This window comes from Sodalis sp. C49, from assembly GCF_046352915.1.
In the GTDB taxonomy this organism is placed as follows: Bacteria; Pseudomonadota; Gammaproteobacteria; order Enterobacterales; family Enterobacteriaceae; genus Acerihabitans.
On the sequence record NZ_CP163303.1, the window covers coordinates 5,353,342 to 5,372,758 of the forward strand.

General features: G+C 63.5%; 17 protein-coding genes. All 17 read left to right on the top strand.

Going from position 1 to position 19,417, the window contains the following annotated elements; all coding sequences use genetic code 11:
* Positions 1 to 40 precede the first annotated feature (40 nt).
* The gene (gene nuoM / locus ABUK12_RS24295; RefSeq protein WP_410014214.1) at positions 41 to 1,582 is read left to right on the top strand and encodes an NADH-quinone oxidoreductase subunit M; all 1,542 of its coding nucleotides are present in this window, start codon (positions 41 to 43) and stop codon (positions 1,580 to 1,582) included.
* A gap of 6 nt (positions 1,583 to 1,588) precedes the next feature.
* On the top strand, positions 1,589 to 3,046 hold the full coding sequence (gene nuoN, locus ABUK12_RS24300) for an NADH-quinone oxidoreductase subunit NuoN (protein WP_410014215.1): 1,458 nt from the start codon (positions 1,589 to 1,591) through the stop codon (positions 3,044 to 3,046).
* A gap of 207 nt (positions 3,047 to 3,253) precedes the next feature.
* The gene (locus ABUK12_RS24305; protein ID WP_410014216.1) at positions 3,254 to 5,200 is read left to right on the top strand and encodes an FTR1 family protein; all 1,947 of its coding nucleotides are present in this window, start codon (positions 3,254 to 3,256) and stop codon (positions 5,198 to 5,200) included.
* Positions 5,201 to 5,242: 42 nt separating this feature from the next.
* The gene (locus tag ABUK12_RS24310) at positions 5,243 to 5,767 is read left to right on the top strand and encodes an iron transporter (RefSeq protein ID WP_410014217.1); all 525 of its coding nucleotides are present in this window, start codon (positions 5,243 to 5,245) and stop codon (positions 5,765 to 5,767) included.
* Positions 5,768 to 5,873: 106 nt separating this feature from the next.
* Positions 5,874 to 7,271, top strand: coding sequence for a Fe-S-containing protein (locus ABUK12_RS24315; RefSeq protein WP_410014218.1), 1,398 nt, complete (start codon positions 5,874 to 5,876; stop codon positions 7,269 to 7,271).
* Positions 7,272 to 7,274: 3 nt separating this feature from the next.
* On the top strand, positions 7,275 to 8,564 hold the full coding sequence (locus ABUK12_RS24320; protein WP_410014219.1) for an ABC transporter permease: 1,290 nt from the start codon (positions 7,275 to 7,277) through the stop codon (positions 8,562 to 8,564).
* Positions 8,565 to 8,631: 67 nt separating this feature from the next.
* Positions 8,632 to 9,744 (top strand): ABC transporter permease, encoded by a 1,113-nt coding sequence (locus ABUK12_RS24325; protein WP_410016765.1) that lies wholly within the window; start codon positions 8,632 to 8,634, stop codon positions 9,742 to 9,744.
* 2 nt (positions 9,745 to 9,746) lie between these two features.
* Entirely contained in the window at positions 9,747 to 10,472 is a 726-nt protein-coding gene (locus ABUK12_RS24330; protein ID WP_410014220.1) for an ABC transporter ATP-binding protein, read from the top strand.
* Positions 10,450 to 10,953: a TlpA family protein disulfide reductase gene (locus tag ABUK12_RS24335; protein ID WP_410014221.1), complete on the top strand. Its 504-nt coding sequence runs from the start codon at positions 10,450 to 10,452 to the stop codon at positions 10,951 to 10,953. The genes ABUK12_RS24330 and ABUK12_RS24335 overlap by 23 nt, the downstream gene beginning before the upstream one ends.
* Positions 10,950 to 11,288, top strand: coding sequence for a c-type cytochrome (locus ABUK12_RS24340; RefSeq protein WP_410014222.1), 339 nt, complete (start codon positions 10,950 to 10,952; stop codon positions 11,286 to 11,288). The genes ABUK12_RS24335 and ABUK12_RS24340 overlap by 4 nt, the downstream gene beginning before the upstream one ends.
* Positions 11,289 to 11,383: 95 nt before the next feature.
* Entirely contained in the window at positions 11,384 to 11,704 is a 321-nt protein-coding gene (gene elaB / locus ABUK12_RS24345) for a stress response protein ElaB (RefSeq protein WP_410014223.1), read from the top strand.
* 189 nt (positions 11,705 to 11,893) lie between these two features.
* Positions 11,894 to 13,258: an isochorismate synthase MenF gene (gene menF / locus ABUK12_RS24350; protein WP_410014224.1), complete on the top strand. Its 1,365-nt coding sequence runs from the start codon at positions 11,894 to 11,896 to the stop codon at positions 13,256 to 13,258.
* A gap of 135 nt (positions 13,259 to 13,393) precedes the next feature.
* On the top strand, positions 13,394 to 15,097 hold the full coding sequence (gene menD, locus ABUK12_RS24355) for a 2-succinyl-5-enolpyruvyl-6-hydroxy-3-cyclohexene-1-carboxylic-acid synthase (protein ID WP_410014225.1): 1,704 nt from the start codon (positions 13,394 to 13,396) through the stop codon (positions 15,095 to 15,097).
* A complete protein-coding gene (gene menH / locus ABUK12_RS24360) occupies positions 15,094 to 16,035 on the top strand; it encodes a 2-succinyl-6-hydroxy-2,4-cyclohexadiene-1-carboxylate synthase (RefSeq protein WP_410014226.1) in 942 nt (313 codons plus the stop codon). Before menD ends, menH begins: the two co-directional genes overlap by 4 nt.
* Before the next feature lie 11 nt (positions 16,036 to 16,046).
* Positions 16,047 to 16,904, top strand: coding sequence for a 1,4-dihydroxy-2-naphthoyl-CoA synthase (menB, locus tag ABUK12_RS24365; RefSeq protein WP_410014227.1), 858 nt, complete (start codon positions 16,047 to 16,049; stop codon positions 16,902 to 16,904).
* Positions 16,904 to 17,923: an o-succinylbenzoate synthase gene (gene menC / locus ABUK12_RS24370; protein WP_410014228.1), complete on the top strand. Its 1,020-nt coding sequence runs from the start codon at positions 16,904 to 16,906 to the stop codon at positions 17,921 to 17,923. The genes menB and menC overlap by 1 nt, the downstream gene beginning before the upstream one ends.
* A 37-nt stretch (positions 17,924 to 17,960) precedes the next feature.
* Complete coding sequence (menE, locus tag ABUK12_RS24375; protein WP_410014229.1) at positions 17,961 to 19,358, top strand: o-succinylbenzoate--CoA ligase; 1,398 nt, start codon at positions 17,961 to 17,963, stop codon at positions 19,356 to 19,358.
* Positions 19,359 to 19,417: the final 59 nt, after the last annotated feature.

Below are 19,417 nucleotides of genomic sequence, written 5' to 3' on the forward strand. Positions count from 1 at the left end.
AAGTTTTCAGGTTTTTTTCAATTTAGGGATGCACAACGCCATGCTACTACCTTGGCTAATACTTTTCCCCTTCATTGGCGGTCTGCTGTGTTGGCAATGCGAGCGCTTCGGTACCAAGGTGCCGCGCTGGATAGCCTTGATCGCCATGGGGCTGACTCTGGCGCTCTCCCTGCAGCTGTGGCTGCAGGGCGGGTATTCACTGGTTTCGGCGCAGGGCCTGCCGCAGTGGCAATCCGAGTTTGTGCTGCCGTGGATACCGCGTTTCGGTATCTCGTTCCGCCTGGCGCTGGACGGTCTGTCCCTGCTGATGGTGGTGCTGACCGGCCTGCTGGGCGTGCTGGCCATTCTCTGTTCGTGGCGTGAAATCCAGCGCTACCAGGGCTTTTTCCATCTTAATCTGCTGTGGATCCTGGGCGGCGTCATCGGCGTGTTCCTGGCCATCGACATGTTCCTGTTTTTCTTTTTCTGGGAAATGATGTTGGTGCCGATGTACTTCCTGATTGCCCTGTGGGGCCATAAGGCCTCCGACGGCAAGACGCGCATCACCGCCGCCACCAAGTTCTTTATCTATACCCAGTCCAGCGGGCTGGTGATGCTGGTGGCGATCCTGGCGCTGGTGCTGGTGCATTATCATGCCACCGACGTCTGGACCTTCAACTACGAAGACCTGCTGCATACCCCGATGTCGTCGCTGGTGCAGTACCTGCTGATGCTGGGCTTCTTTATCGCCTTCGCGGTGAAAATGCCGGTGGTGCCGCTGCACGGCTGGCTGCCGGACGCCCATAGCCAGGCGCCTACCGCCGGTTCGGTCGACCTGGCGGGCATCCTGCTGAAAACCGCCGCCTACGGCATGCTGCGCTTTTGCCTGCCGCTGTTCCCCGAGGCGTCCCACCAGTTCGCGCCCATTGCCATGTGGCTGGGCGTGGTGGGCATTTTCTACGGCGCCTGGATGGCGTTTGCCCAGACCGATATCAAGCGCCTGATTGCCTATACCAGCGTTTCCCATATGGGGTTTGTGCTGATTGCCATCTACACCGGCAGCCAGCTGGCCTACCAGGGCGCGGTGGTGCAGATGATCGCCCACGGCCTGTCCGCCGCCGGGATGTTTATTATCTGCGGCCAGCTGTATGAACGTCTGCATACCCGCGATATGCGCCAGATGGGCGGACTATGGGGACGGATAAAATTCATTCCCGCGCTGTCGCTGTTCTTTGCGGTGGCGACGCTTGGGATGCCGGGTACCGGCAACTTTGTCGGCGAGTTCCTGATCCTGTTCGGCAGTTTCCCGGTGGTGCCGGTGATTACGGTTATTTCCACCTTCGGCCTGGTTTTTGCCTCGGTGTATTCGTTGATTATGATGCAGCGCGCTTATTACGGTCCGGCGAAATCGCAGGAACCCTTGCCGGGCATGACGATGCGCGAGCTGTTGATCATTATGCTGCTGGTGGTGCTGCTGGTGTTGCTGGGCTTCTTCCCGCAGGCGGTGCTGCAAACGTCCGACGCGGCAATGAGCAACGTTCAGCACTGGTTCTCGCTAAACGCAGCAGGATCAGCTGTTTCAACTCTAACAACAAGGCCGTAATTCGCCATGACAATAACTCCTCAACAACTGATCGCACTGTTACCGCTGTTGATCGTCGGATTGACGGTGGTGGTTGTGATGCTGTGCATTGCGTGGCGACGCAACCACTTTGTCAATGCCACCCTGACCGTTATCGGTCTGAACCTGGCTTTACTGTCGCTGTTTTTTGTCGGCCAGGCCGGCCCGATGGATGTGACGCCGCTTATCCGCGCCGACGGCTATTCGATGTTCTATACCGCGCTGGTCCTGGCGGCGAGCCTGGCCACCAGCACCTTCGCCTATCCGTGGCTTGCGGGCTACCCCGGCAACCGCGATGAGTTTTACCTGCTGGTGCTGATTGCCGCCATGGGCGGCATCCTGCTGGCCGGCGCCAATCATCTGGCCTCGATGTTCCTGGGTATCGAGCTCATTTCCCTGCCGCTGTTCGGCCTGATAGGGTATGCCTACCGGCAAAAGCGCTCGCTGGAAGCCAGCCTGAAATACACCCTGTTGTCCGCCGCCGCCTCGTCGTTCCTGCTGTTCGGTATGGCGCTGGTCTATGCCGACACCGGCGCCCTGGGTTTTGGCGCGCTGGGACAGCGTCTGGACGACGCCATGCTGCACCAGCCGCTGTTGCTGGCGGGGCTGGGCATGATGATTGTCGGCCTGGGCTTCAAGCTGTCGCTGGTGCCGTTCCACCTGTGGACGCCGGATGTGTACCAGGGCGCGCCCGCGCCGGTGTCCACCTTCCTGGCCACCGCCAGCAAGGTGGCGATTTTCGCCGTGCTGATGCGCCTGTTCCTCTATACGCCGGTGGTGAATAGCGACGCGCTGCGCCTGGCGCTGGCCATTATCGCCTTCTGCTCCATTATGTTCGGCAACCTGATGGCCATCGGCCAGACCAATATCAAGCGCCTGCTGGGGTATTCCTCCATTGCCCATCTGGGCTATCTGACGGTGGGTCTGATTGCGGTACAGGCCCATCAGCTGGCCATGGAGGCGGTGGGCGTTTACTTGGCCGGCTACCTGTTCAGCAGCCTGGGCGCCTTCGGCGTGGTCAGCCTGATGTCCAGCCCCTACAGCGGTCCGGATGCCGACTCGCTGTTCTCCTATCGCGGCCTGTTCTGGCACAAACCGATTTTATCGGCGGTAATGACGGTGATGATGCTGTCGCTGGCCGGCATCCCGATGACCCTGGGTTTTATCGGTAAATTCTATATCATGGCGGCCGGCGTCGGCGCGCACCTGTGGTGGCTGACCGGCACCGTGGTGCTCGGCAGCGCTATCGGCCTGTACTATTACCTGCGCGTGATGGTCAGCCTGTATCTCAGTCCGCCGGAAAGATTGCGCCGCGATACCCCGAGCAATTGGGCGCTCACCGCCGGCGGGGTGGTGGTGCTGATCTCCTCCGTGCTGGTGTTGCTGCTGGGTATCTTCCCGCAGCCGCTGATCTCCCTGGTGAGACTGGCGCAGCCGTTGATGTAACACGTTTTTCCCCTCCCGGTTACCGCGGCGGGAGGGCCGCGCGGGGCGGCGGTCGCCATGGCCGTTGCCCGACCCGGCCGTAAACGCGTCTGACTGAATAAACGAAATAGTTCTCGTTAAAAAATGCTTTATTGACCCCCGTCATTGTTTCTTAATGCCATTCGGTGATAATGAAAATAACTCTCATTGACGTTTGGCGTTGGCTCGATGTTCACTTCCGTTTTAAAATACCTTCTCTGCAGCGCTGTCCTGTTCCTGGGCATATCATCTGCCTGGGCGGCCGATGATTACCAGACGTGGGTCACTGATATTCAGGGACGGCTGGACACCACCGCGCGGCTGTATCAGCAGCAGCAAAACGACGCCGCGCGCCGCGAGGTGCAAATGGCCTATTTCGAGGTATTCGAAAATCTCGAGGGGCCGATCCGCATCAATATTTCCGCGCAGAAAAGCTATCAAATGGAAAGCCAGTTCGGCGAGATCCGCCGTCTGATCGGCGAGGGCAAGCCGCTGGCGGAAGTGCAGGATAAAATCAACGGCTTGAAAAATGAATTGACCGGCGTACTGCCGGCATTGTCCGGCGGCCATCAGCTGGTGGCCGCGGGCCAGCATGACGCCTATAGCAATACGCAAATCGCCCTGTACTGGCAGCAAAGTTTTAAAACCATCGACGATCTGCTGGCCGACGCCCTGACGCAATACCAGGCGGGACAATATGCCGCCGCGAGCCAGCGCGTGCAGCAGGCGCATTTTCAGGGCTATAAGAATTCGGAAATGGAAATGTCGGTGCGCAATAACCGCTCCGCCCAGCAGGCGGCCGCCATCAACCAGGAATTTATCGCCCTGATCGCCCTGGCCGCAAAACCCGATCAGATGAATGACCTGTCCTACGGCGTCACCCAGCTATTGCAGGATCTGGAAGACCTGCTGCCGGGCCTGCCCACCACCCGTCCCGACCAGCCGGTGACCGCGCCCGCAGCCAACGCCCCGGCCAGCGCCGCGGCGGGCGGCGACGCCCAGCCCGACGCCAACTGGCGGCAGGTCGGCGACGACATCAACGCCGCGGTGGCCGCCGCCATCGCCCAATATCGCGGCGGACAGGCCAAAGCCGGCATGATGGCGATACAGGACGCGTATTTCGACCGCTTCGAAGCCACCGGCATGGAGAACAAAATCGGTTCGCGCGACGCGGCGTTTAAATCGACGCTGGAAGGCTATTTCACCCGCCTGGTCAGTCTGATGAAAGCCGGCCAGCCGGTCGCCCAGATCCAGGAACAGGCCGACGCGCTCGCGCAAAATCTCACCAAAGCGGTGGAAATGCTGGGCGAGGGCGGCGAAAGCCAGTGGACATTGCTGGTGTACAGCCTGCTTATCATCGTGCGCGAAGGCATGGAGGCATTGTTGATCGTCGCCGCCATCGTGGCCTACCTGGTCAAGAATAAGCATCAGGATAAGCTGCCGCTGATCCGGCAATCGGTTTGGGTTGCCCTGCTGGCAAGCGTGGTCACCGCCGCGCTGTTCCAATGGCTGTTCGCCAACTCCGGCGCCAACCGCGAACTGCTCGAAGGCGTCACCATGATGGTCGCCGTGGTGACGCTGTTCTTTATGAGCTACTGGCTGCTGTCCAAAGTGGAGGCCCGGCACTGGCAGGCCTATCTGGAAGGCAAGCTGACGCTGTCCCTGACCACCGGCTCCCTGGCGGGCCTGTGGTTTACCAGCTTCCTGGCGGTGTATCGCGAAGGCGCGGAGACGGTACTGTTTTATTACGCCCTGGTGGGGGACGCCGGCAATATGGCCGGGCAATTCGCCATCCTGGGCGGTTTCCTGATCGGCTGCGTCATCCTGGTGATGGCGTACCTGCTGATGCGGTATACGGTGGTGAAACTGCCGCTGAAGCCGTTCTTTATGTTTACCGGTACATTTATGTATTTGATGGCCTTTGTTTTTGCCGGTAAAGGGGTACTGGAGTTAATTGAAGGTAAATTATTCGAACCCACGTTATTAAAGGGCATACCTGAAATAAGCTGGTTGGGGATTTATCCCTATCTGGAGACCCTGGCGCCTCAGGTCGTTTTAGTACTGGCCGCGCTGGTCGCCCTCTGGGTGATGCGCCGGCGCTCCGGTACCCTGATACCAAAACAAGAAACTGTGTGAGCGCACAAAGCAATTTTTTTGATGACTGAGGAATGAGAGTTGATGAAGATGAATAACAGCCTGGCGGCCGTGATGGCCGTTGCCGGTATGACCTGCGCCCCGGCCGTGTTTGCGGCCGAGCATCCGGCGGGTGAAACCGTCACCATGAATGAAATGCAGATTGCTGCGGTCTATTTACAGCCTATCGATATGGAACCGCGCGGCATGGGTTTACCCGCAGCCAAGGCCGATGTTCATCTAGAAGCCGATATCCACGCGGTAGAAGGAAACAAAAACGGTTTCGGCGCCGGCGAATGGATGCCGTACCTGACCATCAGCTACACGCTGGTCAACACCGATTCCGGCGACAAACAGGAAGGCACCTTTATGCCGATGGTCGCCAGCGACGGTCCGCATTACGGCCAGAATGTGAAAATGATGGGCGTGGGCAACTACAAAGTGACCTTCCATATCGAACCGCCGTCAAAAGCCGGCCTTCATCGCCATACCGACGCTGAAACCGGCGTGGGCCGCTGGTGGAAGCCATTCGACGTCAGCTACGATTTTAAATATATCGGCCTGAAATAAATCCGCCGCGCCACGGCTGCCTGGCGGCCGTGGCGGTATTGGCTCTTGTCGCAGCGGCCTGCCGGAGCGCTGCATGACGAAGTGTTTCCGGTTCTGAGTCGTCGTCATGAATTATTTTTTTGTTACCGCCTTGCAAGCTTTCCTGCCGGTGACACTGCTATGCGGATTAAACTGGGCTAACCGCCCCGCGCCATCGGTGCGCGCGCTGGTATGGGTCAACCTGCTGGCGCTGGCGGCCGGTACCCTGGCGGGCGTGCGCCTGCCCGGCGGCCAATCGGTGCAGCTCACGCTGGTTTTCTTGCAACTGGCGGGGCTGGTAGTGTTCCTGGCCAGCCAATTTTCCGTTTCCGCCAGGGTGGGCTACTGCTGGCAAGGCCTGCTGGTGGCCGGCGCGGCGCTGCACTGGAGCAACGATCCCAATTTAAGCGCGTTGACGCCCACGGGCGTCATCAACACCGATTTATTACTTAATCTGAGCGCGGTGGTACTGGCCGTCGCGTTACTGGCGCTGTGCGCGGTGCTGACGGCGATGCTGGTGAAGCGCCTGCCGGCGTGGCGCTGGCCGCTGCTGCTGGCGCTGGCGCTGCTGTTGTTGCTGCCGTTGTGCGGCCAGGCGACGCTACTGTTGATGAAACTGGACGTCCTCGGGCTGACCAAGCCGCGGCTGAGTTTTGTGTCCAACGTCACCAACAGCAACCCCTGGCTCAACTATATCAGCGCCTTGCTGATGGCGGCGCTGCTGGCGGGCTTTATTGCGCCGCTGCTGCGCCTGCGCGGCGGATATCGCCACCAGGTGGAGCCTATCGCGCGCCGCAAGGCCATCGCGCGCTATCGCAATGCCCGGCGTACCGCCGCAACGCTGCTGGCCGCGCTGATGGTGGTGGTGGCCGCGCAGCTGTATTGGGATTTGGTGGCCTCGCAGCCGCCGCGCCTGTCGGAAGCGGTGCCCGTGACCCTGGGCGCCGACGGCCAGGTGCATATTCCACTCGAACAGGTGCGCGACGGCAAGCTGCATCGTTTCGTTTGGGTGGCCGAGGACGGCAAGGCGGTGCGTTTCCTGGTGATTAACCGTTATCCCGATCGCCTGCGCCTCGGCGTGGTGTTCGACGCCTGCCTGCTGTGCGGCGACCAGGGGTATGTGATGGAAGGCAACCAGGTGGTGTGCGTGGCCTGCGGAGTGCATATTTTTATCCCCTCCATCGGCAAGGCTGGCGGCTGCAATCCCATACCCATCGACAACTGGCGCAACGACGACCATGAGCTGACCATCGGCAAAGCGGCGCTGGTGGCGGGGGTGAATTATTTTACCACCGTGCTCACCCTGCAGGTGACTGACCCGGTGGACGGCAGCAAACTGACCAATGTCAGCGCCTCCCATAAATACAGTTACGGCGGCAAAATGTACTTTTTTGCCAGTGAAGACACTTACAATCGTTTCCGCGCGCAGCCGGCGCAGTTCGTGCCGGCCGCCGCCGCCGGCAGCGACGAAGCGGAGGGCGAGTAGCTTATGTTGTGGCGTATGTTACGGCAGTCCTGGTGCAGGAATATCCGGCGCAAGTCCCTGGCGGTATTAACGGTGTTCCTGGCCGCCGGGTTGATTTCGGCGCTGCTGGCGGTCTCCATCGATATCGGCGACAAGATGGCGCGCGAGCTGAAATCCTATGGCGCCAATATCCTGATTGAACCGGCGGGCCAGGCGGCGCTGCCCGCGCTGTTTGGCGAGCGGGGCGCTCCCTTGTCGGGGCAGGATCTCATCGACGAGTCCGAATTGCCCAATATCAAGGATATCTTCTGGCGCAACAATATCATCGGCTTTGCCCCGCTGCTTGGCGGCGAAGTGCTGGTCAACGGCGCGCCGGTGCCGGTGCTGGGCACCTTTTTCTCGCAGCCGGTGAATGTGCCCGATGAAACGGATTTTCATACCGGGCAGCAAATCATCAGCCCTTATTGGCGGGTTACCGGTCAATATCCCCATGAACCGGTAACGCGCGAGCAGCCGCCCGAAGCGCTGGCGGGCAAGCAGCTGGCGCAGCGCCATGGCTGGCGGCCCGGCGACGTAGTGACGCTGGACGGACCGCACGGCCGGGCCAGCGTGCGCATCAGCGGCGTGCTCGCCAGCGGCGGCGATGAGGAAGGCCGTCTGGTGATGCCCCTGGCCACGGTGCAGCAACTGCTCGGCCTGCCCGGCAAAGTGCAGGCGGTACGGGTCTCGGCGCTGACGGTGCCGGAAAACGATCTTTCCCGCCGGGCCAGGGATAATCTCGACGGACTGACGGCGGAAGAATACGATCTGTGGTATTGCACCGCTTTTGTGTCGTCGATTTCCCATCAGCTGGAAGAGGCGATTTCCGGATCGGTGGTGCATCCTATCTGGCAGGTGGCGGCATCCGAAGGCGTGGTGATTGAAAAAATCCAGCTGCTGCTGGCGGTGGTCACCCTGGCGGCGCTGGCGGCATCGGCCATGGGCATCGCCTCGCTGATGACCAGCACCATTATGGAGCGCGGCCGGGAGATTGGCCTGATGAAGGCCCTCGGCGCCCGCCAGTGGCAAATTATGCTGCTGTTTTACCTGGAAGCGGTAATGAGCGGCGCCCTGGGCGGATTGCTGGGCTGCGTTGCCGGCTGGGGACTGGCGAAAGCCATCGGCCTGATGCTGTTCGGCGTGCCGCTGAGTTTTGCCTGGATTGTGGTGCCGAGCGTGCTGGTGATCGCCATCCTGATTGCCGTGATCGGCACCTGGTTCCCGGCCAGGCGCATCGCCAAACTGTATCCGGTGGAGGTGCTGTATGGCAATTAACGTCGTGGCCGCGGCGCCGGGCCGGGGCGGACGGCGCGCCAAACGTCCGTCGGGACTGATGAACAATATGTTCTGGCTGCTGGTGGTGCGGGCGCTGCGGCTGCGGCTGCAACGGGTGGCGGTGGTGTTCGCCGCCCTGACGGTGGGCGCGGCCATCGTGACCGCCATGGCCTCGGTCTATTTTGATATCAACGCCAAGATGAGCCAGGAGCTGCGCACCTTCGGCGCCAATTTTTACCTTGGTCCCGGCCATGGCAACAGCCTGCCGGCGGCCACACTGCAGCCGATTCTGGATCAGGCGCCCAAGGGGCTTATCAATGCGTCCAGCCCGTATTTGTACGGTATGGCCCGCACTGAACTGGAAAAAGTGGTGGTGATGGGCGTCTGGTTCGAGTCGCTGCAACAGCTGGTGCCCTATTGGCAGGTCAAGGGCGACTGGATTGGCGTCAGCTTTGACGACCGGCATGCGATGATCGGCGTGAAACTGGCCGATCGCCTGCACCTGAAGGCCGGCGATCGGGTAACCCTGGTTGACGGCCAGCAGCGCCAGAGCCTGATTATCAAGGGCGTGGTCGAAGCCGGTGACGCCACCGATAATATGCTGATCGTCAACCTGGAGCTGGCGCAGAAATGGCTGCATCAGCCCGGCGCCATCAGTAACGCCATGCTGAGCGTCAACAACGATATCGGCCAGGTGGACGCCTTTGCCGCCCGCTTGCAGCAGCAGTATCCCGACCTGGACGTGCGGCCGATCCTCAAGGTTTCCGCCTCCGAAGGCCAGGTGCTGGATAAGATCAAAGGGCTGATGGGACTGGTGTCGGCGGTGATCCTGATTTTGTCGTCGCTGTGCGTCAATACCACCCTGATGGCCATCGTCGGCGAGCGCTCGCGCGAGTTTGCCCTGCAAAAGGCGCTGGGCGCCAGCGCCGCGGATATCAGCCGGCAAATGCTGGCGGAAACCGGCATCATCGCCCTGGCGGCGGTGCTGGTGGGCAGCGTGTTCGGCTTTATACTGGCGCAGGTGCTGGGACATGCGGTGTTTAACGCCGCCATTGCCCTGCGCGCCCCTGTTTTTCCACTGACGCTGGCGTTATCCCTGCTGGTGGCGGCGGTGGCGGCCATCGTGCCGGTACGGCGTGCGCTGCATGTCGAACCGGCGCTGGTCCTGAAAGGAGAATAACCATGGCATCACCTATCCGGTTGATACAGCCGCAGCCCGTGGCGGAATATGTGATTGAGACCCGCGGCCTGTATAAACGCTTCGGCAAGGTCACGGCGCTGGATGATATCAACATCCGCATCCGCCGCGGGGAGTTCGTGGCCTTTATGGGCGCTTCCGGCTCCGGCAAGACCACCCTGATGAATATCCTCACTTGCCTGGATACCGTGAGCGAAGGCCAGGTGTTGCTGGACGGCGTCGACGCCGCCGCGCTGGACGAGGAGGGGCGGCGTAATTTCCGCGCCGACAAAATCGGCCTGGTATTCCAGCAATTCCACCTGATCCCGTTCCTGACCGCGCTGGAAAACGTCATGCTCGCGCAGCATTATCATAGCGTGGTGGATGAAGGCGCCGCCCGCGCCGTGCTCGACCGGGTCGGCCTGGGCGAACGCGTCGGCCATCTGCCCAGCCAGCTTTCCGGCGGGGAGCAGCAGCGCGTGTGTATCGCCCGGGCGCTGGTCAACGAGCCGCCGGTGATCTTCGCCGACGAGCCGACCGGCAACCTGGATGAGGAAAATGAACAACGGGTGCTGGACCTGCTGACCGATCTGCATCGCCAGGGCCGCACCATCGTTATGGTCACCCATAACCCCGAACTGGGCCGTTTCGCCGATCGTATCATCCGTTTGCAGCACGGTAAATTCCTGGGCGAGGAGCGAAATCATCATGAGCTGGCATCCCGTGGTTAGGTTGTTTTGCGCGCTGGCCCTGCTTGCCGCCCTGGCGGGATGTAAAGAGCAGCAGGTGGCCATCGGCGCGCCGGCGCCGAAACTGGCGGCGTTCGATCTCAACGGCCAGCCGGCGGCGCTCGATCAATGGCGCGGCAAGCCGGTGTACCTGACGTTTTGGTCCTCCGACTGCGGCGGCTGCGCGGCGGATATGAAACTGCTGCAAAAGCTCACCGACGTCTACGGCGATCGGCTGGTGGTGGTGGCGGTGAACACCGATCCGCAGCAGACCGATATCGCGCCTTTCCTGGCCGCGCTGCAGATCCATTATCCGGTGGTGCGCGATCAGCTGGGCATCACCAGGGAGCGTTACCAGGTGATCGGCACGCCGACGTCCTACCTGCTTAGCGCCGGGGGCACCGTGCTGGAGGCGCATCAGGGTTTGCAGGGCGAGCCGGCACTCGTCGCGATGTTCCAAAATGCACAACGGGATAAATCATGAAGAAGCTTATGCTGGGCATGTTATTACTCTGCGTCAGCGGTACGGCGCTGGCGGACGCCGCGGACGGGGCGCAAAAATATGCCCAGGGCTGCGCCGATTGTCATGGCCGCAAGGCCGACCGGGCGGCGTTCGGCAAAGCGCCGCCGCTGATAACCTTAAGCCGCGAACAGCTGGTAAGCGCGCTCACCGACCGCCGGGACGGCAAGATTGCCACCAGCGGCGCGGAGCAGCGGGCCAAGGCGGCGCTGAGCGATGGCGATATCCAGGGACTGGCGGATTATATCCGCTCCCTCGATCCGCAGGCATCGGCCGCGAAGCCGGCGGTAGCGAATTGATTTTAAGAATGATCTGCCCGTAATTGTTCGCCAGGACGCGCAATTTATGACTATAGTTAGAGTGACGGTCTTTCATCAGAACACGGAGAACAATTATGGTAACCCCGACAGATCCCATCCAACCGCATGAAACTCATGTTGATGATGACGTGCAGTTGCTGTCCGAGACGCTGGAGGAAGTGCTGGCCTATTCCGGCGACAAGGCGGATCAAAAATATGTTGAGCTAAAAACCCGTGCCGAAGCGGCGCTGGAAGAAGTTAAAAAACGCATCAGCCATGCGTCCGATAATTACTATTACCGGGCCAAACAGGCGGTTTACCGCGCCGATGACTATGTGCAGGAAAATCCCTGGCACGGTGTCGGTATCGGGGCGTCCGTCGGCCTGGTGTTCGGGCTCCTGCTGGCTCGTCGCTAAGGTTTCTGTGCCAAGTTATCCGGCTGGCGCGCTCACCAGCCGGCATTTTCCGCCGCCGCGCCGGCGGGAATGAACAAGTCATGCTATTTATTACGCCATTCATCATACTTAATTGCGCTAATCTTTCGTTTTTGCTTCCGTAAACCGTATAATCCATACTCTTAATTAGGTCTTGGGGTAGGGGTCTCTATGCTGACGTTACTCAACTCGGCGCTGCAACAGCATATTGATGCCGGCATCTCCGCTGGGCCCGGCCTGTATCAGATTGCGCTTCCCTGGACTCCCGGCAGCCATGTGCCGATGCTTGACTGGCTGCATGCCACCCCGCTGTATCCCCAATTCTACTGGCAGCATCGCGACGGCGCGCAGGAAGCGGCGGCAGGCGGCGGCCTGCGCATCTTCGATCGCCTGAGCAAGGCGCGGGACTTTATGGCGGCCCATAGCACGGCCTGGCCTGCGCTGCGCCTGTGGGGCATCAATGCCTTCGGCGGTGAAGACGATAACGACGCCGGCGATGATGACAACGGCGCCGGCCGCGGCGGCGAGCCGGAAAGCTGCCTGTTTTTGCCGCGCCTGACCTGGGAGCGCGACGGGTCGTCACACCGGCTGGTGCTGAACCTGGCAAGCGATGTTTCCCTGCGCGACGACGCCAGGCGGTGCCTGGCCTGGCTGCAGCAGGCCGCGCCCGCAGCACCCCTGGCGCCCTGGTCGGCGCAGCTGCGCGAAGAGGTGCACGAGCCGGAACACGCCCGTTGGCGAATGATGGTCTCCCAGGCCCTGGCCGCCTTTGGCCAGGGCGGATTAACCAAGGTGGTGTTGGCCCGCCGCACCCGGCTCGGCTTTAAAGGCCACCTCGACCCCCACGCCCTGATGGCGGCCAGCCGTCGGGTCAATCTCGATTGCTATCACTATATGCTGGCCTGGTCGGCGCAGCGGGCGTTTTTGGGCTCCAGTCCCGAGCGGCTTTACCTGCGGCGCCAGGAAATGCTGGATACCGAGGCGCTGGCCGGCACGGTGGCTACCCGGAGCCCCACGGCCAATGCCGGGCAACTGGCGCGCTGGCTGATGAACGATGATAAAAACCAGCGGGAAAACCTGCTGGTGGTCGACGATATTTGCCAGCGGCTGCAGGAGGCGGCGGTGACGCTCGACGTCATGCCGCCGGAGATCGTGCGGCTGCGCACCGTGCAGCATTTGCGCCGCGCCATTACTGCGCGCCTGGACTGCCGCGATGATGTCCGCTGTCTGGCCATGCTGCAGCCCACCGCCGCGGTGGCGGGGTTGCCGCGCGACGTCGCCCGCGCCTTTATCGCCCGCCACGAGCCGTTCGACCGGCAATGGTATGCGGGCTCGGCCGGCTATCTCTCGGACGCGCAGACGGAATTTTGCGTGACCCTGCGCTGCGCGCTGATGGAGCGGGAGTCGCTCTGGCTTTATGCCGGGGCAGGCATTGTCGAGGGATCGGATGCGGATCGGGAATGGCAGGAAGTGAACAACAAGGCCGCCGGGCTCAGGACCCTGTTTACCGGCGACCAAGCCGTCGCGCCGAATTAAGGGAATCCGGTTCTATATCAACATCCCGCGGCTGAAACAAAATATAATGCCGGAGCCGTTATTGATCGGCATCCGCGCCGCCGGGGTTATCCGCCGATCACGCATGGGTTCAGACGCGCACTGACAGAAGGTTCCATGACTACATCCGTTTTGCCAGACATGTCTTCACAATTTAACCGGCGCTGGGCCAGGGTGCTGCTGGAAACCCTCACCCGCCATGGGGTAGGGCATATCTGTATCGCGCCCGGCTCACGCTCCACCCCCCTGACCCTGGCGGCGGCGGAACATCCGTCCATCCTGTGCCATACCCATTTCGACGAGCGCGGGCTGGGGCATCTGGCCCTCGGCCTGGCCAAGGCGGCGCGCGGGCCGGTGGCGGTGATCGTTACGTCCGGCACCGCGGCGGCCAATCTGTACCCGGCGGTGATCGAAGCCAGCCTGACCGGGGAAAAGCTGATTATGCTGACCGCCGATCGGCCGCCGGAGCTTATCGACTGCGGCGCCAACCAGGCTATCCGCCAGCCGGGACTGTTTGCCGGTTTTGCCGTCCAGCGCGTGGATCTGCCGCGCCCGACGCCGGATATCCCTGCGCGCTGGCTGGTTTCCACCCTGGATCGGGCGCTGGCGGACCCGGCGCCGGGCGCGGTGCATATTAACTGCCCGTTCGCTGAACCGCTCTATGGCCCAGACGAAAACGGCGACGACGCCTGGTCGCGCGCGCTCGGCGACTGGTGGCAGGACGCCGGCCCCTGGCTGGCGCTTCCGCTGCCCGTCGCGCCCGCCGCCGCGCCGGACTGGGCGCAGTGGCGCACGCGTAAAGGGGTGGTGATTGCCGGGCGCATCCCCTGCGAACAGGGAGCGCGCCTGGCGGCATGGGCGGCCGCGCTCGGCTGGCCGCTGATTGGCGATGTGCTGTCGCAGACCGGCCAGCCGCTGCCTTATGCCGATCTCTGGCTGGCCCATCCCGAGGCGCGTCGGGTGCTGGATCAGGCTGAGCTGGTGATCCAGTTCGGCGGCAGCCTGACCGGTAAACGGCTGCTGCAATGGCAGGAGCAGTGCCGCCCGGCGGAGTACTGGCTGGTCGACCCGCTGCCGGGCCGCCTCGATCCGGCCCATCACCGGGGGCGGCGCATCAGTGCGCCCATCGGCGCGTGGCTTGGCGATCATCCCGCGCGCACGCAGGCTCCCTGGGCCCCTGAACTGGCCGGATTCGCCGCGCTGGCGCGGGATCGCATCCGGGCGGTGCTTGCCGACGGCCTGGGCGAAGCCCAGCTGGCCTGCCATCTTAACGATCTGCTGCCCGCGGGCGGCGCGCTGTTCCTGGGCAACAGCCTGACGATACGGCTGGTGGATGCGCTGGCCCAACTGCCGGCGGGTTACCCGGTATATGGTAACCGCGGAGCCAGCGGCATCGACGGCCTGCTGGCCACCGCCGCCGGCGTACAGCGCGCCGGCGACCGGCCGCTGCTTGCGCTGGTGGGCGATCTATCGGCGCTTTACGACCTGAATGCCCTGGCGCTGTTTCGTCATACCACGGCGCCGGTGGTGATCGTGGTCATCAATAATAACGGCGGCCAGATTTTTTCGTTATTGCCGACGCCGGAAGCGGTGCGCGAGCGTTTTTACGTGATGCCGCAGCAGGTGGAGTTTCGCCACGCGGCGGCGCTGTTCGGGCTGGATTACCTGCGGCCCGGGAACGCCGCTGAACTGCGCGACTGCGTTCAGCGCGCCTGGCGCCGGCCTGGGGGCGGGGCGGCCACGCTGCTGGAGCTGGCGGTGCCGCCCCGGGAGGGCGCGGATGTTTTTCGCCAATTGGTGGCCGGGATGGCCAGGCCATGAACCGCCATGCTCCGCTGCCGCCTGCGGCAATCGGCATTCCCGTCGGGCCGGGGAAGGGCGCCGGCTGGACGGTAAGCCGCCTGCGCCGGGGCGATCCCGGCCGGCCGTGGCTGGTCTGGCTGCACGGCCTGCTGGGCAGCGGCGACGACTGGTCGCCGGTACTGCCTTATTTCAGCGACTGGTCCCTGGCAACGCTCAACCTGCCGGGGCATGGGCCCGATGCGGGCGCTGCCCGTGCGCCGGCGTGTGCGCTTCACCGCGAGCAGGCGGCTGATGGCGGCGCCCCGCGACAGACGGCCGGGCTGGACTTTGCCGCGATGTCCGCCGGGCTTGCGCATACGCTGGCCGCGCTGGGCATCACCCGCTATATTCTTATCGGTTATTCCCTGGGCGGGCGCATTGCGCTCTACCATGCCTGCCGGGGACGGTGTGGCGCGGGTAATATCCCCGGCGCCGCCGGCGCGAACGGTCAAGAGGGGCTGTGCGGACTGTTTGTCGAAGGCGCCCATCCCGGCCTGGCGCACCGGCGGGAGCGCGCGGATCGTCTGCGCCACGACGGCCTGTGGGCACGGCGCTTCAGCCGGCAGCCGATAACCGCGGTACTGGCCGACTGGTACCGCCAGCCGGTGTTCGGCGATTTGTCCGACGACGCGCGCCGGCAGCTGGTCGCGCTGCGCGCCGCCAATGACGGCGCGGCTGTCGCGGCCATGCTCCTGGCCACCTCGCTGGCGCGGCAGCCCGATCTGGCGGCGCGGTTGCGCGCGCTGGACCTGCCGTTCGGTTACCTGTGCGGCGAACACGACGGCAAATTTACCGCCCTGGCCCGTGGGGCGGCATTGCCCCTGGTCCCGGTGCCCGGCGCCGGCCACAATGCCCACCGGGCCAACCCGCCGGCTTTTGCCGGCCAACTGCTCACCCTGCTAGCTCCGTTTCATTAAAGGAATGTTTTATGCTTAAACCCAGCGAAGACCAGTGGTACGCCCCTATCGATTGGCGCGATTGCAGCGGCGATTTCGAGGATATCCGCTATCATAAGTCCGCCGACGGCATCGCCCGGATTACCATCAACCGGCCCCAGGTACGTAATGCGTTCCGGCCGCTGACGGTCAAAGAAATGATCCAGGCCATGGCCGACGCCCGTTACGACGAAGGCATCGGCGTGATTATTCTTACCGGCGAAGGAGATAAGGCGTTCTGTTCCGGCGGCGACCAGAAGGTGCGCGGCGACTACGGCGGTTATAAGGACGACAGCGGCGTGCATCATCTTAACGTGCTGGACTTCCAGCGCCAGATCCGCACCTGCCCGAAACCGGTGGTGGCGATGGTGGCGGGTTTCGCCATCGGCGGCGGCCATGTGCTGCACATGATGTGCGACCTGACCCTGGCGGCGGACAATGCGGTATTCGGCCAGACCGGGCCTAAAGTCGGCTCCTTCGACGGCGGCTGGGGCGCGGCCTATATGGCGCGCATCGTCGGCCAGAAAAAAGCCCGGGAAATCTGGTTCCTTTGCCGGCAGTACGATGCGCGGCAGGCGCTGGACATGGGGCTGGTCAATACCGTTGTGCCGCTGGCCGACCTGGAGAAGGAAACCGTACGCTGGTGCCGGGAAATGCTGCAGAACAGTCCGATGGCGCTGCGCTGCCTGAAGGCCGCGCTGAATGCGGACTGTGACGGCCAGGCGGGGCTGCAGGAGCTGGCGGGCAACGCCACCATGCTGTTTTACATGACGGAGGAAGGGCAGGAAGGGCGCAATGCGTTCGTTGAGAAACGCCAGCCCGACTTCAGCAAATTCAAGCGGAACCCCTGATGCGCAGCGCAACGATCTACCGCTACAGCCTGCCGATGGAAGCCGGCGTGGTGCTGCGCAACCAGCGCCTGAAAAGCCGTGACGGCCTGGTGGTGCGGCTGGAGTGCGACGGCCGTGATGGCCTGGGGGAAATCGCGCCGCTGCCCGGCTTCAGCCGCGAAACGCTGATCGAGGCGGAGGCGTCGGCGCTGGAGCTGCTGCGGCGCTGGGTCGACGGCGAGGACGCGGCGGCGGACGGCGGCGGTCTGGCGTTGGCTTCCGGCCCCGCGGCGCCGTCGGTGGCGTTCGGCATCAGCATGGCCCTGGCCGAGCTGGCGGGTGAACTGCCCGACGCGGCGCCTTATCAGACCGTGCCGCTGTGCACCGGCGATCCCGATAGGCTGATACCGATGCTCGCGGCGTTGCCCGGCAGGAAGATTGCCAAGATCAAGGTCGGCATGTATGAAGCGATCCGCGACGCCGTCATGGTCAACCTGCTGCTGGAAGCGGTGCCGGATCTGCATGTGCGGCTGGACGCCAACCGCAGCTGGACCCCGGCCAAGGCCGCCGGCTTTGCCCGCTATCTTGACCCCTCCCTTATCGCGCGTATCGATTTTCTGGAAGAACCCTGCGCCACGCCGGCGCAATCGCTGGCCTTTGCCCGCGATACCGGCATCGCGATTGCCTGGGATGAAAGCCTGCGCGAGCCGGATTTTCAACTCCGCGCCCAGCAGGGCGTGGCGGCGGCGGTCATCAAACCCACGCTCACCGGCAGCCTGGCGCGCTGTCGCGCGCTGGTTGCCCAGGCGCACCGGGAGGGACTGACGGCGGTTATCAGTTCGGCCATCGAGTCCAGCCTGGGCCTGACGCAGCTTTCGCGCCTCGCCGCCTGGCTGACGCCGGGTATCCAGCCCGGCCTGGATACCCTTACGCTGATGCGTTCGCAGCTGATCCGTCCCTGGTCCGGCAGCCCGCTGCCGTTATGCACCGCCGGGCAACTCTCTCAAACACGACTGGAGCCGACGGCCCGCCGCCTTTAAGGCAATCTCCGGACCGGCTTACTATGAAGATGCAATCATGATGACTTTCGCTACCTGGCCCTGGCACCATTGGGCGCAGCAGACGCCGCACAGTATTGCGCTGCGCGCCGACGACGCCGACTGGAGCTGGCGCAACCTGGTGATGCGCGTCGACCAGCTGGCCGCCGCCTGGCAGCGGGCGGGCGTCACGGTGGGCTGCGGAGTGGCGTTGCGCGGTAAAAACAGCCTGGATCTGCTGCTGGCGTATCTGGCCGCGCTGCAATGCGGCGCGCGGGTTCTTCCCCTGAATCCCCTGTTGCCGGCCGAACTGCTGGCGCAGCGCCTGCCGACGCTGAATATGGATTTCGGCTGGTGCGCGCGCGGCCTGCCCTGGCCCGGGACCATCGCGCCGTTAACGATAATCGACGCCGACTCCGCCGCCGCCGCCGCGCCGCTGGTGTCCTGGCAGGTTAACCGGCTGGCGACCCTGACGCTGACTTCCGGTTCCAGCGGCCTGCCCAAGGCGGCGGCCCATACCTACGCCGCGCACTTGGCCAGCGCCCGGGGCGTCACGCGGCTGATGGCTTTCCAGAACCGCCATCGCTGGCTGTTGTCGCTGCCGCTGTGCCATGTTTCCGGGCAAGGCATCGTCTGGCGCTGGCTGGCGGTGGGCGCCACGCTGGCGCTGGCCCGGGACCAGACGCTGGAACGGGCGCTGGCCGGATGCACCCACGCCTCGCTGGTGCCGACGCAGCTGTGGCGTCTGCTGCAGGGTGACCCCGCGCGGCTTAGCCTGCAGGATGTGCTGCTGGGCGGCGCGATGATCCCCCTTGACCTGACCCGCCGGGCGGAAGCGCTCGGCGTGCGCTGCTGGTGCGGCTACGGCCTGACGGAGTTTGCCTCCACCGTCTGCGCCAAGCGCGCCGATGCCTCGGGCGGCGTCGGTTCGCCCCTGGACGGCCGCGAACTGCGGCTGGTGGACGGTGAAGTGTGGCTGCGCGGCAGCAGCATGGCCGCGGGTTACTGGCAGCAGGGCCGGTTGCTGAAGCTGGCCGATGACGACGGTTGGTTTCATACCCGCGACGGCGGCCGGTTTGTCGACGGCGAACTGCATATCAGCGGCCGGCTGGATAATGTCTTTTTTTGCGGCGGCGAAGGGGTGCAGCCGGAGGATATCGAACGCATCCTGGCCGCCCATCCCGCCGTGCGCCAGTCGTTTGTGGTGCCGGTGGACGACGGGGAGTACGGCCAGCGGCCGGTGGCCGTGCTGGAGGCCGATGCGCCTTTTCCCGAGCTGCGCGCCTGGCTGGAGCCGCAGCTGGCGCCGTGGCAGCGCCCGATCGCCTATCTTGCCCTGCGCCAGGTGCTGCCGGACAAGCTGGACGCCGGCGGCATAAAAATCCCGCGCAGCCAGCTTACCCGGCTGGCGCAGGCGCAATTCGCGTTAAATCCCTAAAGAAAGGTTGTGTTTGTCGGTCCGGCTTTCTAAAGTGGCGGTATAAAGATGAGAGGAGA

Coding starts and splice junctions, on each gene's coding strand:
- menF (WP_410014224.1), top strand. CDS start 11,894: ATGCTGACGTTACTCAACTCGGCGCTGCAACAGCATATTGATGCCGGC.
- ABUK12_RS24320 (WP_410014219.1), top strand. CDS start 7,275: ATGTTGTGGCGTATGTTACGGCAGTCCTGGTGCAGGAATATCCGGCGC.
- ABUK12_RS24310 (WP_410014217.1), top strand. CDS start 5,243: ATGAAGATGAATAACAGCCTGGCGGCCGTGATGGCCGTTGCCGGTATG.
- ABUK12_RS24325 (WP_410016765.1), top strand. CDS start 8,632: ATGTTCTGGCTGCTGGTGGTGCGGGCGCTGCGGCTGCGGCTGCAACGG.
- ABUK12_RS24330 (WP_410014220.1), top strand. CDS start 9,747: ATGGCATCACCTATCCGGTTGATACAGCCGCAGCCCGTGGCGGAATAT.
- ABUK12_RS24315 (WP_410014218.1), top strand. CDS start 5,874: ATGAATTATTTTTTTGTTACCGCCTTGCAAGCTTTCCTGCCGGTGACA.
- ABUK12_RS24305 (WP_410014216.1), top strand. CDS start 3,254: ATGTTCACTTCCGTTTTAAAATACCTTCTCTGCAGCGCTGTCCTGTTC.
- elaB (WP_410014223.1), top strand. CDS start 11,384: ATGGTAACCCCGACAGATCCCATCCAACCGCATGAAACTCATGTTGAT.
- nuoN (WP_410014215.1), top strand. CDS start 1,589: ATGACAATAACTCCTCAACAACTGATCGCACTGTTACCGCTGTTGATC.
- menH (WP_410014226.1), top strand. CDS start 15,094: ATGAACCGCCATGCTCCGCTGCCGCCTGCGGCAATCGGCATTCCCGTC.
- menD (WP_410014225.1), top strand. CDS start 13,394: ATGACTACATCCGTTTTGCCAGACATGTCTTCACAATTTAACCGGCGC.
- menB (WP_410014227.1), top strand. CDS start 16,047: ATGCTTAAACCCAGCGAAGACCAGTGGTACGCCCCTATCGATTGGCGC.
- ABUK12_RS24335 (WP_410014221.1), top strand. CDS start 10,450: ATGAGCTGGCATCCCGTGGTTAGGTTGTTTTGCGCGCTGGCCCTGCTT.
- menE (WP_410014229.1), top strand. CDS start 17,961: ATGATGACTTTCGCTACCTGGCCCTGGCACCATTGGGCGCAGCAGACG.
- ABUK12_RS24340 (WP_410014222.1), top strand. CDS start 10,950: ATGAAGAAGCTTATGCTGGGCATGTTATTACTCTGCGTCAGCGGTACG.
- menC (WP_410014228.1), top strand. CDS start 16,904: ATGCGCAGCGCAACGATCTACCGCTACAGCCTGCCGATGGAAGCCGGC.
- nuoM (WP_410014214.1), top strand. CDS start 41: ATGCTACTACCTTGGCTAATACTTTTCCCCTTCATTGGCGGTCTGCTG.